The organism is Geminocystis sp. CENA526, assembly GCF_050753365.1.
GTDB lineage: Bacteria > Cyanobacteriota > Cyanobacteriia > Cyanobacteriales > Cyanobacteriaceae > Geminocystis.
This window is the reverse complement of sequence record NZ_JBLZFY010000043.1, coordinates 1-14,724: the sequence shown is the minus strand read 5'-3', so window position 1 is coordinate 14,724 and position 14,724 is coordinate 1. Positions and strand designations below refer to the sequence as shown.

The following is a 14,724-nucleotide window of genomic DNA, read 5'->3' as shown; positions in this document are numbered from 1 at the left end:
TAGGAAAAAGGATAATTGACAAAACCCATTGTAAAAAGTCAAAAATTATGCACAGCTTATCAATACCTACATGGATTGTTCATGTATCCAGTGTTATCGAATGGATAGCCGCCATTTGGTTTGTCTGGCGTTATGGAGAAGTCACCAAAGACAGTAGTTGGTATTGGTTAGCCTATGGAATGTTACCCGCTTTAATCAGTGCGATGTGTGCTTGTACATGGCATTTATTCGATAATGCCGAATCTTGGGAGTGGTTAGTAACGATTCAAGCCTTAACCACCGTTATCGGTAATATCACCTTGTGTATCGGTGCATGGAAAATTTGGCAATCTTCCTTTTCAGAAATAAATTAAAATCATTTTTATTGCTTATTAGTAAGGGCTTCAGCCCTATTTATCCTAGTTATTGGAGAAGTCTATTACAGTCTTAATTTTTTGTATTTGTAATTTTAAATCAGGAGTTTTTAAACTATGAACCAAATTATTTTAAAGGAAATTAAGCCTAGTTTACTATCTAAATTAACTTATTTAGCAACTCTACATAGTCGCACTTTAGAACAAGAAATAACCGCAATTTTAGAACAAATAATAGATAATAAAGTGATAATAACTCCTGAAAATAAAGGTTGGCAAAAGGGCTTTTTTGAGGAGGTTATTGGTGCTTGGAAAGATGAACCTTTAATCAGAGAAGCACAACCAGAAGAACAAGATCGAGATTTTTTATTATGATTTATTTGTTAGATATAATGTTTGTATTAAATTACTGAATAATAGTAATAAATTAGTTATCAAAAAATTAGCAGAACAAAAACCTAGTAATATTAATTTATGTTCCATTGTGGAATTTGAATTGTATTATGGTGCTTATCATAGCCAAAAATCTTCAGAAAATATTAAAAAATTAGATCGTTTTTTTAGTCAATTTAAGGTGCTTAATTTTGATAGTAATTGTGCTAGAATTGCTGGTATGATTCGTTCTCGATTAAATAAAAAAGGTACTCCTATTGGGGTTTATGATTTACAAATTGCTTCGATCGCCCTTGCTCATGATTTAATTTTAGTGACTCATAATATCTCTGAGTTTAGTCGTGTAGATAATTTAAAATATGAAGATTGGGAAATTATGGGATAATTGTACATTTTTTTGAGAATTTTACCAATACTAACAATTGCTAAACCTCATCAATATCAAATTATTTCCTTTCTGAGGTTAAAATGAAAGATTGACTAAATTAAATAATTATAGATACTCCAAAAATATTTATGCAAACTCCCTATAATCCCAGTGATATAGAGTCAAAATGGCAAAAACAATGGTCAGATTCTCAATTATATCTGACGGAAGAAAACAGCGATAAACCTAAATTTTATGCCCTTTCCATGTTTCCCTACCCTTCAGGAAAATTACACATGGGTCATGTGCGTAACTACGTTATTACCGATGTGATAGCCCGTTGTAAAAGAATGCAAGGGCATCGAGTTTTACATCCCATGGGGTGGGATGCCTTCGGTTTACCTGCGGAAAATGCCGCTATTGATAGGGGGATTCCTCCTGCCAAGTGGACTTTTGAAAATATTGCCCAAATGCGATCACAACTTCAAGAATTAGGCTTATCCATTGACTGGAATCGAGAGGTTGCTACTTGCTCTCCCGAATATTATAAATGGACACAGTGGCTATTTTTACAATTTTTTGAGGCTGGACTTGCTTATCAGAAAGAAGCTGCGGTAAACTGGGATCCCATCGATCGAACCGTGTTAGCTAACGAACAAGTGGACTCAGAAGGTTATTCTTGGCGTAGTGGTGCAAAAGTTGAACGTAAATTATTAAGACAGTGGTTTTTGAAGATTACCGATTATGCCGAACAACTGTTAAACGACTTACAACAATTACAAGGGTGGCCCGATCGAGTCAAAACCATGCAGGAAAACTGGATAGGTAAGTCTGTAGGGGCTTATTTAGAGTTTCCCGTTGTGGGAAAAGATGAAAAAATTGCCGTGTTTACCACGCGCCCTGACACCGTTTATGGAGTCACCTATGTAGTACTTGCTCCCGAACACCCTTTAACTCAAATTGTCACCACCCCCGAAAGAAAAGAAGCGGTAGAAGCGTTTATTCAAGAGGTGAGTAATGAAAGTGAGATCGATCGAACCGCCGATGACAAGCCCAAAAAAGGTACAATGACAGGGGGGAAAGCCATTAACCCCTTTACTAACGAAGAAATCCCCATTTTAATCGCCAATTACGTCTTATACGAATACGGCACAGGGGCAGTAATGGGTGTACCTGCGCACGATGTGAGAGACTTCAAATTTGCCAAAGAAAATGACTTACCTATCAAAGTAGTAATTTTGCCTGATGATGCTGATAATGGTGATATATGTCTGTTGGAAGCCTATACAGAAGCAGGTACAATGATTAACTCTGGTGGTTTTAATGGCATGAATTCCGTCAAAGGAAAAGAAGCAGTGATTCGCCTAGCGGAAAATAACGACTATGGCAAAAAACGCATTCAATATCGCCTCAGAGACTGGTTAATTTCTCGTCAACGTTACTGGGGTTGCCCTATTCCCGTCATTCACTGCGAAGATTGTGGTACAGTACCCGTACCCTCTCAAGATTTACCTGTAAAATTACCTGAAAATGTCGAGTTTTCTGGACGTGGTGCTTCTCCCCTTGCTCAAATCGAAGACTGGATTAACGTACCCTGTCCAAAATGTGGGAAACCTGCAAAACGAGAAACCGACACTATGGACACCTTTATCGACTCCTCATGGTATTTTTTCCGTTATACCGATGCAAACAACCAAGATGAGGCATTTAACCTCGATCGAGTGAATGATTGGATGGCTGTGGATCAGTATGTAGGCGGAATCGAACACGCAATATTGCACTTGCTTTATTCACGCTTTTTTACTAAAGTAGTGCGCGATCGAGATTTAGTCAAGGTTGACGAGCCTTTCAAAAGATTGTTAACTCAAGGTATGGTGCAGGGGTTGACTTATAAAAATCCTGAAACGGGCAAATATGTCATTGCCGAAAACGTCTATTCCGTAGAAGAAACCAACGACAAAGGCAAAACCGAAACCATTTATTATGAAAGGGAAACTAATCAGAAACTCTCAGTATTTTATGAGAAAATGTCCAAGTCTAAATATAACGGAGTTGATCCGCAAGTAGTCTTAGAAAAATATGGGGCAGATACTGCGAGAATGTTCATCTTATTTAAAGCACCTCCAGAGAAAGATTTAGAGTGGCAAGACGCAGATGTAGAAGGACAATTTCGCTTTTTAAATCGAGTATGGTTGTTAGTTAATGACTTTGTAGAAAACCCTAATTCTGCGAAGAATAAAACCTTTGATAAAGCCAAATTAAGTAAAGAAGAAAAGAATTTAAGAAGGGCGATTCACACTGCAATTAAAGAAATTTCTGACGACTTAAACGGTGATTATCAATTTAATACCGCAGTTTCTGAGTTAATGAAATTAAGCAACGCTTTACGAGATACTAATATTAAAAATTCTCCTGTTTTTCGAGAAGGAATCGAAACATTAATTTTACTTCTAGCACCTTTTGCTCCTCATATTAGTGAGGAATTATGGCAATTATTAGGTAATAATAAATCTGTACATTTAGCTAACTGGTTAGAAGTAGATAAAGAAGCATTAATTGTGGATGAAATTACCTTAGTTATCCAAATTATGGGTAAAACCAGAGGCACAATTTCTGTACCTGCATCTGCTACGAAAGAGGAGTTAGAAACCTTTGCTAAAGAGTCGGATATTGCCAAAAAACACATTGGAGAAAAAGCGATTAAAAAAGTAATAGTTGTACCGAATAAATTAGTCAACTTCGTCATTTAACTCTAATTGGTGGGCAATGCCCACCAGATAAAACAGGACGTTTTCATTCTCAAAATTTAATATACTGATACATTCTGCTATACTAATAAGTTAAGCAACTATTTTGTTGTTTTATAGTTAGTAAATATAATTAGTTACAGCTTGATAGGAAGATTATGTCAACTTCCCTACAACAATCTAGTAAAGAAATGATTTTGCAATATCTACTGAAGCAGAATAAAGCATCAGCCCAAGATATTGCTCAAGCCATGAATATTAGCCCCCAAGCCACTCGGCGCCATCTCAAAGAATTGGAAGAGCAAGATTTGCTCGATCGAGATTCTATTCAACTGAAAACAGGACGACCACAATATTTGTATTATCTTTCCAAAAAAGGGCGCGATCGATTTCCCCAAAACTACGGAGAATTTGCCGTGTCATTTTTAGATACCCTTACGGAAACCGTAGGAGAAACTCAGGTAAGTAAAGTATTAGAAAAACAATGGCAAAGAAAAGCCGAAAATTATCGTCAATATCTCACAGGCAAAACCCTAGCTGAAAGAGTACATCAGTTGGCAGAGATTAGACAACAAGAAGGATACATGGCAGAATTGTTTTGTGTTGACAAAGACGCTGATAATAATGTGCAAAAATTTTTTCTGACTGAAAATAACTGTGCTATATCAGAAGTAGCTGAATCTTATCCCCAAGTTTGTGGGCATGAATTAGAAATGTTTGCTAATTTGTTCCCTGAATGTCACATCGAAAGGACAAATTGGATTAATAATGGTGAGCATCGTTGTGGTTATTTGATACAACCAAAATAGTAAGTAGGTAGGGTTTACTGAATAAATCGAAAGACTATAAAAATTAAGGCTTAGGGCATCGTTAAATTAATAAAAAAGTACGCATTTTTGGCAATTTTTACTTAAAAAATCAGCATTGTTGATCTTATTTTATGGCAAACATATTTGTTTTTTTGTGCAATTACACCATCTCAAAACTTTGATTTTTAGGTATTTCTCCTCGTCTCCCTTCATTACTCATATTTTTTTCAGCACCCCCCACTTAATATCATTCGGATAAGTCATGAGTCACTCCCCTACAAAAATGATAAAATTAACTAATTAGCCATTGAAACTACGATAACATAACACATGACTGACCACGAAAATATTGAACAAAAAAAATTCGTCTTTCCTTTTGACATGAAGTTGTCTTCTGATAATCGTTGGGTAGTTATGGCAAAATTAATACCTTGGGATGAATTGGAAGAAGAAAATAAAGCATTATTTGGCACAAAAAAGAATAAATTAGGTAAACCATTTAGAATGGCGTTAGCCACATTAATACTCAAGCAAAAATATGAGATGACAAATAGGCTACTTGTGGCATTAATACAAGAAAATCCGTATTTACAATCCTTGATCGGACTACATAAGTTTACAACTATTATCCCATTTAAACCATTGATGATAGGGAATTTTGAACAAAATATTCATGAAGAAATAATGGATAAAGTCAATCGAATACTCATAAAAGATACTCTTAAAAAGATTCTTGAATAATAGTTGTGTTTTAATTGTTTCATACTTAAGACTTACTCATTTGTCTCACAACATTAATAAACTTTTCCATTAATTGGTATGGAAAGGGCTAAAGCCCCTACTACAAACGTTGACATCACAACAGATTATAAATAACATAATGAAACTAGCAGAACCAATTATCACCTATAATATTGACGATATTTCTTCTGTTTCGTGGGTGGAAGTTTTAGTCGATTGTGCTTATAGTGAAGGGTTATATACCTATAAAATTAAACCTGATACCGTAGTGAAGGTGGGAGATATTGTTAGTATTCCCTTCGGCAGTTCGATCGTGGGGGGAATTGTGTTAAAGTTACTTAGTCAACCTCCAGAGCATCTTTCGATCGAGCAGATAAAAGAGATAGATGATATTATTACTACGGGGTTTTTTCCTCCTCACTACTGGGAGTTATTACAGTTAACCGCCGAATATTACTTAACGGATTTAATCAACGTGGTTAGGGTTGCCTTGCCTCCCAAATTACTAGGCAAATCCCAAAGACGAGTGAGACTTATAATCGACAATCTTCCAGATACTCTTGAGGATGATTGTAGCGTCAGTCAATGGCAAGTTATCAAATTGCTTAAACAAAGCAAAACAGGAGACTATAGTTATAACTTCATTACTCAGAAAGTCAAAAACGCTAGACAGGCAATCAAAAGCCTCGTCAAAAAACAGTGGTTAGAAATTTATTTGCAACCTCCCTCTAACGCCAAGCCAAAATTAACCAAAGTCGTCACCTATCTTGCAGACAATGAAGAAATTTCCCTTACTCAAAAACAAAAAGATGTCTTAACTATCCTCAAAAATCATCACGGAGAATTACCCCTCAATCAATTAACCACCTTAGCGCAATTAAATAGTAACTCGATCGTGCAAACCCTGGCAAAAAAAGGTTGTGTTATCATCCAAGAAAGAGAAACCCTGAGACTTTTACAAGATTCTTCCCCTCAAAAAGACGAACCAAAAACCTTGACAAAAGATCAAAGTCGTGCTTTAGATATTATCACCAGTTTAAAATCTTATTCCACCGTATTATTACATGGAGTCACGGGTTCAGGTAAAACAGAAGTATATCTACAATCGATCGAACCCATTTTACAACAAAAGAAATCCGCCTTAGTATTAGTACCCGAAATTGGCTTAACACCGCAACTCACCGACAGATTTCGATCGAGATTTGGAGATAAAGTATGTGTATATCACAGCGCCTTGAGTGATGGAGAAAGATACGATACATGGCGACAAATGTTAACAGGCGAATCTCAAGTCATTATCGGCACAAGAAGCGCCGTATTTGCACCCTTACCGAATATAGGAATGATTATCTTAGACGAAGAACATGATACCAGTTTCAAACAACATCAACCCATCCCCACCTACCACGCCGTCAAAATTGCCCAATATCGAGCAAAATTAGTCAACTGCCCTCTTATACTCGGCTCTGCTACTCCTTCCCTCGAATCTTGGCGACAAGCTACAGAAACAGGCAAGATGCCTGTTCTACCGTCTAATACTCCCCCCTTACTAAACGACACTTCTACGACTCCCCCCTTTCAAAGGGGGGCGGGGGGGGATCAAACTTCCTTTCAAAACAGGGCGGAGGGGGATCAAACTTCCTTTCAAAACAAGGTGGAAGGAGATCAAAATCCCCTAGAATCATTAATAGAAGGAAAAAACTACTATATCTCATTACCGAATCGCATCGAGAATCGCCCTATGCCACCAGTGGAAATAGTGGATATGCGCCAAGAATTAAGAAAAGGCAACCGCAGTATTTTTAGTTATAGCCTGAGAAATGCGCTAAATAACCTCAAAGAAGAAGGCAAACAGGCAATTTTATTTATCTCTCGGCGAGGACATAGCACTTTTGTTTCCTGCCGTAGCTGTGGCTATGTGATGGAATGTCCTCATTGTGATGTTTCCTTATCCTATCACTATACCCATGAGGGAGCAACGGAGTTATTAAGATGTCATTATTGCAATCATACGGAATTGCATCCGAAAAAATGCCCTCAATGTTTCTCTCCCTATCTCAAATTCTTCGGTACTGGTACTCAAAAAGTGTTGTTAGAATTAGAAAAAGAGTTTCCTCAATTGACAATATTGCGCTTTGATAGTGATACCACTCGCACAAAAAACGCCCATCGTAGAATTTTAGAGGATTTTGGAGCAGGAAAAGCCGATGTATTAATCGGTACGCAAATGTTGACTAAAGGTATCGACTTAGCCCAAGTTACTCTCGTTGGGGTGGTTTCTGCCGATGGTTTATTATTCCATTCTGATTATAGAGCTAGTGAGAGGGCTTTTCAAACTTTAACCCAAGTGGCAGGGCGCGCAGGTAGAGGAGATGACGCTGGAAAGGTGATTATTCAGACTTATTCCCCTGAACATCCTGTAATTCATGCTGTGCAAAATCACGATTATTTAGCCTTTTGTCAACGGGAGTTAGCAGAAAGAGAGAGTTTAGACTATCCCCCCTATGGTAATTTAATTTTACTGCGTTTTACTGGTGTTGATGGCGATCGAGTGAGAGAATCCGCAGATACGGTGGCGGATATGTGCGCGAATTTATTACCAGATTCGATCGAAATTTTAGGACCTGCTCCTGCTAATATTATGAGAGTAGCAAATCGTTATCGTTGGCAAATTTTACTCAAATCTGTGGATGATTTTACCGTAGAAATAAAGCAAATTTTACTCACATTAAAAGAATATTGTCATCGATCGGTTTCTTTGGTAATCGATGCTGATCCTTTACGAATTGAATAGCCAGTAAGAGTTGAATATTATTCAACCCCTACAAATCAATAAGACTAAATGAATAATTGTGGTTTCAAATTATCAAAATTAGTTATTTTCACAATAGTTGCACCGTCGATCGAAAAAGTAGGATCATTCGTGTCATTTAAAAAGCAAAAACGAATATTAATGAGTGAAATTCGCTCTAAATTAATAATCCAATCATGATAACTCTGAGCTAATAAACTACTGTAGGCATGGTAACGAAAAATTAATTGATCATTTGCCCAAACTTCCCACATCATATCATTATCTTTACCACTAGCCGTCACATTAACATCAATTAAATACCTTCCTTTTTCCAAACTAAATGGTTGTTTTAACTCTATATTGGGATAATTATTAAACTCAAAATCATCAGGATTTAACTTCGATATGGTTTGAAAATTAAAAGGAGGTTGATAAATAGTATTGAGAATTTTAGAACTATGAATATAGAGATTATTGCGTAAACTAGCTTCTTGAGGATAATCTTGGGGAGTTTTAATCTCTCGATAACTGTTTAAATCAATGACAATATAACCATTTTCTCGTAACAAATCTAAACAACGGGTATCTTCTGGTTGAGTTTCTAAAATTAAGTGAGGTTTAGCGGTTTTAATTGTGTTAATCATTCCTTTAACTGCATCAAATTCTGCACCTTCAATGTCCATTTTCACTAGATTAGGAATTAAACCAGTTTTTGCGACAAAATCATCTAACGCAATGGTATTAACTTGATATGCTGGATCATTACTCTGATCAAGGTTATAAATACTATCATTCAGAAATTTACCGCTATAAATCCCAATTTGTTGATAAGATTCAGAATATACCGCAGTATGATAAAGTTGAACATTATTACAACCATTTAAAATTAAATTTTGCTGACATTTTCCTACAATACGAGGACTGGCTTCAAAAGCACAAACAATGCCTTTCAAACCTACCATGCGAGACATTACGCTAGTCAATCCGCCAAAATTTGCTCCTACATCAAAGACAATATCCCCATATTGACATAAATCTCTTAAGGCAAGTTGTACAGGAGGTTCCCAAAAATTCTCCTCATACCAATATGCCATACCAAAAAGACTTAATTGATCTATTTTCTCCTCTAATTTTAACTGTTGTGGGTTGACAACTTTTGTCACTGATTCTGTTAATTTGTCAGACTCTAAGACAACTCGTCTTAATTTATATTTAAGCCATTCTTTAATTTCAGTGATCATTTTAATATGTCAAACCTTTGATTTATGTAGCAGATATATAAGAAAATAAGGGCTTAAGCCCTTACTACAAACAAGTTAATAACTATCGATTATTCACTATGATTATCTATAGCTGTTCGTGGAAAGTACGGTTAATTACGTCTAACTGTTGCTCACGAGTTAGTTTAATAAAGTTGACGGCATAACCTGAAACACGAATGGTTAACTGAGGATATTGTTCAGGATGATCCATGGCATCTAACAAGGTGGCTCGATCGAACACGTTAATATTGATATGATGTCCTGTATTGTGGAAATAACCATCTAACATCCCTGCGAGGTTGTTAATTCGAGCTTCGGGGGTTTTACCTAAAGCATTCGGCACGATCGAAAATGTGTAAGAAATACCATCTTGAGCGTGTTCGTAGGGCAATTTTGCTACAGATTCCATAGAGGCGATCGCACCTTTGGTATCCCGTCCGTGCATGGGGTTAGCACCCGGGGCGAAAGGTTCACCAGCTTTGCGTCCATCAGGAGTACTACCAGTTTTTTTACCATAAACCACGTTAGAAGTAATGGTTAAAATGGATTGGGTGGGAGTGGCGTTACGATAGGTTTTGTGTTGACGGATTTCGTTCATGAATTTTGTTACTAATTCACAAGCAATATTATCAACTCGATCGTCATTATTACCGAATTTGGGGTAATCTCCTTCTACTTCGTAATCCACCGCTAAACCTGCTTCGTTGCGAATCACTTTTACACGACTATATTTAATAGCAGATAAAGCATCGGCAACTACTGACAACCCTGCAATACCACAAGCCATTGTACGGTAAACATCTCGATCGTGCAACGCCATTTCGATGCGCTCATAGCTATATTTATCGTGCATATAGTGGATAACATTGAGGGTGTTAACGTATAGTTTCGCTAACCATGCCATGAGTAAGTCAAATTTAGCACTAATTTCTTCATACTCTAAATAGTCAGAGGTAATGGGAGCGTAAGCAGGGGCAACTTGCACACCGCTATTTTCATCTTTACCGCCGTTGATGGTATAGAGTAAGGCTTTGGCTAAGTTAACTCGTGCGCCGAAAAACTGCATTTGTTTGCCAATTTTCATCACAGACACACAACAAGCGATACCATAATCATCCCCATAGTCAGGGCGCATTAAATCATCATTTTCGTACTGAATGGAGCTAGTATCGATCGAAACCTTAGCACAATAACGTTTAAATTCGATGGGTAATCTTTCTGACCATAATACTGTTAAATTAGGTTCTGGAGCAGGTCCTAAGTTATATAATGTATGTAAGAAACGGAAACTATTTTTTGTTACCAAAGGACGACCATCTGATCCCATACCACCAATTACTTCTGTCACCCATACAGGATCAGCCGCAAAAAGTTGGTTATATTCAGGCGCTCGTAAAAAACGCACCATGCGCAACTTGATGACAAATTGATCAATTAATTCTTGAGCTTCCGATTCATTAATAATACCGTTGTTTAAATCCCTTTCAAAGTAAATATCTAAGAAAGTAGAAACACGACCGAGAGACATTGCTGCCCCATTTTGTTCTTTCACCGCACCAAGGTAAGCAAAATATGTCCATTGCACTGCTTCTTGAGCATTGGTGGCAGGTTTACTGATGTCGAAGCCATAACTTAAAGCCATTTCTTTTAACTCGTTTAAGGCTTTAATTTGTTCGGTGGTTTCTTCCCGTAAGCGAATTACATCCTCATCAATCACATCATTTTCGAGGGATAATAATTGATTTTGTTTGTCTTTGATGAGAAAATCCACACCGTATAAAGCCACTCGACGATAATCCCCAATGATGCGCCCTCTACCATAGGCATCGGGTAAACCCGTAATAATACCAGATTTACGAGCTTTTCTCATATCCGTTGTATAAGCAGAGAAAACGCCGTCATTGTGAGTTTTGCGATACTTGGTGAAGATTTCTTCCGTTTGCGGATCAAGTTCATAACCGTAGGATTTCAGGGATGTCGCAACTACTCGAATCCCCCCGTAAGGCATGATCGATCGTTTCAGGGGTTTATCAGTTTGTAAGCCAACGATTTTTTCTAAGTCTTGATTAATATAACCTGCGCCATAGGCGGTAATACTAGAGGGAATTTTAGTTTCTGCATCTAAAACACCTTTTTCCCTTTCTTCCTTCATTAATAATTTAACTTCAGTCCAAAGATTATTAGTGCGAGGTGTGGCATCAGTTAAAAAAGATTCGTCTTCGGTATAAACGGTATAATTTCTTTGAATAAAATCTCTTACGTTAACTTCTGTTGTCCATTTACCAAGTTTAAAGCCTTGCCAACCGTCATAAGGCGCGTGTTGTGTAGCGTCATGGGTGGGTTTTTCAGATAGATGTACCATAAGTTATGATCTAGTATTTTGTTTTGATGTACTAGAGCCTCCTTACTTTCTATTATAACCCTTAATATCTACCTTAGAGATCTATTTTTTCTCTTTGGTATGCTAGAACACATTTAATTCATACTATCTAATGTCATCCAACCCGGTATCCATAAATCCCTATCTTTTAATTGTTTGGCATTAATCCAAAATCTTACACTATCATCGCAGGAAGATTTCATTTCCGCAAATACCCATTTATCTTCATTTTTGCGGTTAACTACTTCAAAATGTCGCCATCCCCAAGTTTTTTGTGTTGCAGTCCATTTTGAGCCTAGTAAGTGTGGATATTTTTGTTTTTTCGCCATATTAATAAGAATTAAGAATTAAGAATTAAGAAGGGCATAGCCAAGAGGCAAAATTTAGACTAAATCGATCGAATCATAAAATAATTTTGGTTCTTCTACAGCAGGGTTTTTTCAAAGTCGGGGTAAAATTGCATTTTATTAGTTCTATTCATTGAACGTTATATATTAGCTTTGTCAATTTATTGCAAAGTGAGTTAATGTTAACTTTATCATCCTGCTAGACGATTTATGAGTTGAAACCATTAACAAAAACGTGTAATAAATCGCGCAGCGTTGCGAGGCACGAAGCAATCTGACGTCTAATAGATACCGTTCAATAAATTAGACTTCTCCATTTAATTAAGATTTTAAGGGCTGAAGCCCTTACTACGAACCAATTAAAAATAATTTTTGGAGATGTCTATTGAACTCACTTTTCCCCAAAAATATCATAGTTTTTAATAATAATTGATTTTCTAATCAGAAAAAATGCCTAGATTTCTTGTCAATTATAGTTTCTAATTAAATCAAATTTCGAGAATGAAAACTCCCTAGTCAGGAAGAGAGGGAGAGGGAGGAAGAAAATACTTTAAAATAATTTAGGACTTACGCGCCAGTAACGATATTCTGTTATTCCTAGCTAATACAGGCATATCAGCCAGTGCCACGGAATCTTAATCCCTTGATTTTTGCTACAAGTACCTAATTTCCATCATTGCTAATTCTTAATTCTTAATTCTTGATATGAAAACTGACTTATTAACGATCGAACATTTAAAAGTTGCGTATCCTGTTACTAACTACGGAGATGATAAAAAAACTTGGGCTGTCAATGATGTATCTTTTGGTTTAAATAAAGGGGAAATCATGGCTTTAGTAGGGGAGTCAGGATGCGGTAAATCCACTTTAGGGCGAACCGTAATGCGATTGTTGCCTGACAAGAGTTCGATCGAAGGTTCAGTGTATTTTCAAGGAGAGGATGTATTTAGTTTTGATAGTCAAGGGATGCGCAGATTTCGAGGAGAAGCAGTAGCTTTAGTATTTCAAGACCCGATGACGAGATTAGACCCTTTAATGACTATAGGGGATCATTGTATCGAAACATTGAAAGCTCATCAACCCCAATTATCCACCAAAGAAGCGAAGGAGAAAGCCTTATCTACTCTCGAAACCGTAAAAATAGCACCAGAAAGGTTTAATCAATATCCCCATGAATTTAGTGGCGGAATGCGTCAACGGGTTGCTATGGCATTGGCGCTATTATTAGAACCAAAATTGATAGTTGCTGACGAACCTACTACTTCCCTTGATGTGACTATCGCTTCGGAAATTTTGGCAGAGTTGACTTCTTTATGTCGAGAGAAAGATATGGGGTTATTGTTGATTTCCCATGATTTGGCGATGGTAGGTAAATATTGTGATCGAATTGGGGTAATGTATCAAGGGGAGATGGTAGAAACAGGAAAAGTCGAAGATGTCATGTATTCACCCCAACATGAGTATTCTAAATCCTTATTAGATGCCGCTTTCCATTTACATCACACCAGCGCATCTCAACCGTCCGAAGAAAAGACAATACCCTTATTACAGTTAAAAAATTTAAAACAATACTATACCCTCGAAGCGAATTTTATCGAGCAGATTTTAGGCAAAAAATCTCAAACTATCAAAGCTGTGGACGATCTTAACCTAGAGATTCAACAAGGGGAAATCTTAGGATTAGTAGGAGAATCAGGCTGTGGCAAAAGTACCCTTTCTCGCACTATTTTACAACTAATTCGGGCAACTTCGGGACAAGTTCAGTTTCTCGATCGAGATTTAACTACCCTAACCGAACAAGAAATTCGAGGCTTAAGAAAAGAAATACAGATGATTTTTCAAGACCCTCATGCTTCTCTTAATCCCATGATGACTATAGGGGAGTCTATCACAGAACCGCTTTTGATTCATCACATGGGCAATAAACAGGAGAATCTCGAAAGGGTGGAAAAGATGTTAAATCGAGTCGGATTAAACCCCCAGGAATACTATAACCGTTATCCGAAGGAACTTTCAGGGGGACAACAACAAAGAGTTTCGATCGCACGGGCATTAATTACTAACCCAAAATTGGTGATATGTGATGAACCTGTCAGTATGTTAGATGCCACAGTACAAGCTCAAGTATTAGATTTAATTTTAGAATTGAAAGCAGAGTTTAACTTAACTTATCTTTTCATTACCCATGATTTATCGGTAGCCAAGTTTCTGTGCGATCGAATTGCGGTGATGAATGGCGGTAAAATCGTTGAATTGGGAGATACTGAAAGTATTTTTAATAATCCCCAACATCCCTATACAAAAACCCTTCTTGCCTCTGCTTTCACTTTCTTAAATACTAAGTAACACTCAATATACTTACCATGCTTGGGGCTGAAAATTTTGGGGAATATCTAACTTAAACCCACATTCGGCACGTCAAAATGTCAAAATGTATAAAGTTAGATTATGAGATGAAATAGTAAAAAAGAACTACGAAGGAAAATCTTGGGGAAGTTTTTTGAGTAAAAATACTGAGTCAGAGTATAGCT

General features: G+C 36.9%; 11 protein-coding genes. 8 read left to right on the top strand and 3 right to left on the bottom strand.

Annotated features, from left to right (window positions below):
- Positions 1–47: 47 nt before the first annotated feature.
- The 7 genes from ACN4EE_RS12635 (at position 48) to priA (ending at position 8,204) form a co-directional block, all read left to right on the top strand.
- Positions 48–353, top strand: coding sequence for a DUF2499 domain-containing protein (locus ACN4EE_RS12635; protein WP_431706811.1), 306 nt, complete (start codon positions 48–50; stop codon positions 351–353).
- Between the two features lie 117 nt (positions 354–470).
- Positions 471–728, top strand: a complete 258-nt coding sequence (locus tag ACN4EE_RS12630; protein WP_431706810.1) for a hypothetical protein — start codon at positions 471–473, stop codon at positions 726–728.
- Positions 709–1,131 (top strand): type II toxin-antitoxin system VapC family toxin, encoded by a 423-nt coding sequence (locus ACN4EE_RS12625; RefSeq protein WP_431706819.1) that lies wholly within the window; start codon positions 709–711, stop codon positions 1,129–1,131. The genes ACN4EE_RS12630 and ACN4EE_RS12625 overlap by 20 nt, the downstream gene beginning before the upstream one ends.
- 131 nt (positions 1,132–1,262) lie before the next feature.
- On the top strand, positions 1,263–3,863 hold the full coding sequence (leuS, locus tag ACN4EE_RS12620) for a leucine--tRNA ligase (protein ID WP_431706809.1): 2,601 nt from the start codon (positions 1,263–1,265) through the stop codon (positions 3,861–3,863).
- A 155-nt stretch (positions 3,864–4,018) separates the two neighbouring features.
- The gene (gene sufR, locus ACN4EE_RS12615) at positions 4,019–4,669 is read left to right on the top strand and encodes an iron-sulfur cluster biosynthesis transcriptional regulator SufR (protein WP_431706808.1); all 651 of its coding nucleotides are present in this window, start codon (positions 4,019–4,021) and stop codon (positions 4,667–4,669) included.
- A gap of 330 nt (positions 4,670–4,999) precedes the next feature.
- Positions 5,000–5,410 (top strand): transposase, encoded by a 411-nt coding sequence (locus tag ACN4EE_RS12610; RefSeq protein ID WP_431706807.1) that lies wholly within the window; start codon positions 5,000–5,002, stop codon positions 5,408–5,410.
- Positions 5,411–5,549: 139 nt separating this feature from the next.
- Positions 5,550–8,204 (top strand): primosomal protein N', encoded by a 2,655-nt coding sequence (gene priA, locus ACN4EE_RS12605; protein ID WP_431706806.1) that lies wholly within the window; start codon positions 5,550–5,552, stop codon positions 8,202–8,204.
- A 44-nt stretch (positions 8,205–8,248) separates the two neighbouring features.
- Here the strand turns inward: priA and ACN4EE_RS12600 are convergent, their stop codons facing one another.
- From ACN4EE_RS12600 to ACN4EE_RS12590, 3 genes are all read right to left on the bottom strand, one after another.
- Positions 8,249–9,445 carry an FkbM family methyltransferase gene (locus ACN4EE_RS12600; protein ID WP_431706805.1) on the bottom strand — a complete coding sequence of 399 codons (1,197 nt, stop codon included), beginning with the start codon at positions 9,443–9,445 and terminating at the stop codon, positions 8,249–8,251.
- A gap of 106 nt (positions 9,446–9,551) precedes the next feature.
- Positions 9,552–11,828, bottom strand: coding sequence for a formate C-acetyltransferase (gene pflB, locus ACN4EE_RS12595; RefSeq protein ID WP_431706804.1), 2,277 nt, complete (start codon positions 11,826–11,828; stop codon positions 9,552–9,554).
- 113 nt (positions 11,829–11,941) lie between these two features.
- Positions 11,942–12,175, bottom strand: coding sequence for a TIGR02450 family Trp-rich protein (locus ACN4EE_RS12590; protein WP_431706803.1), 234 nt, complete (start codon positions 12,173–12,175; stop codon positions 11,942–11,944).
- 723 nt (positions 12,176–12,898) lie between these two features.
- On the opposite strand from ACN4EE_RS12590, the gene ACN4EE_RS12585 reads away from it, so the two are divergent.
- Positions 12,899–14,539, top strand: a complete 1,641-nt coding sequence (locus ACN4EE_RS12585) for a dipeptide ABC transporter ATP-binding protein (RefSeq protein ID WP_431706802.1) — start codon at positions 12,899–12,901, stop codon at positions 14,537–14,539.
- The last annotated feature ends 185 nt before the right edge of the window (positions 14,540–14,724 follow it).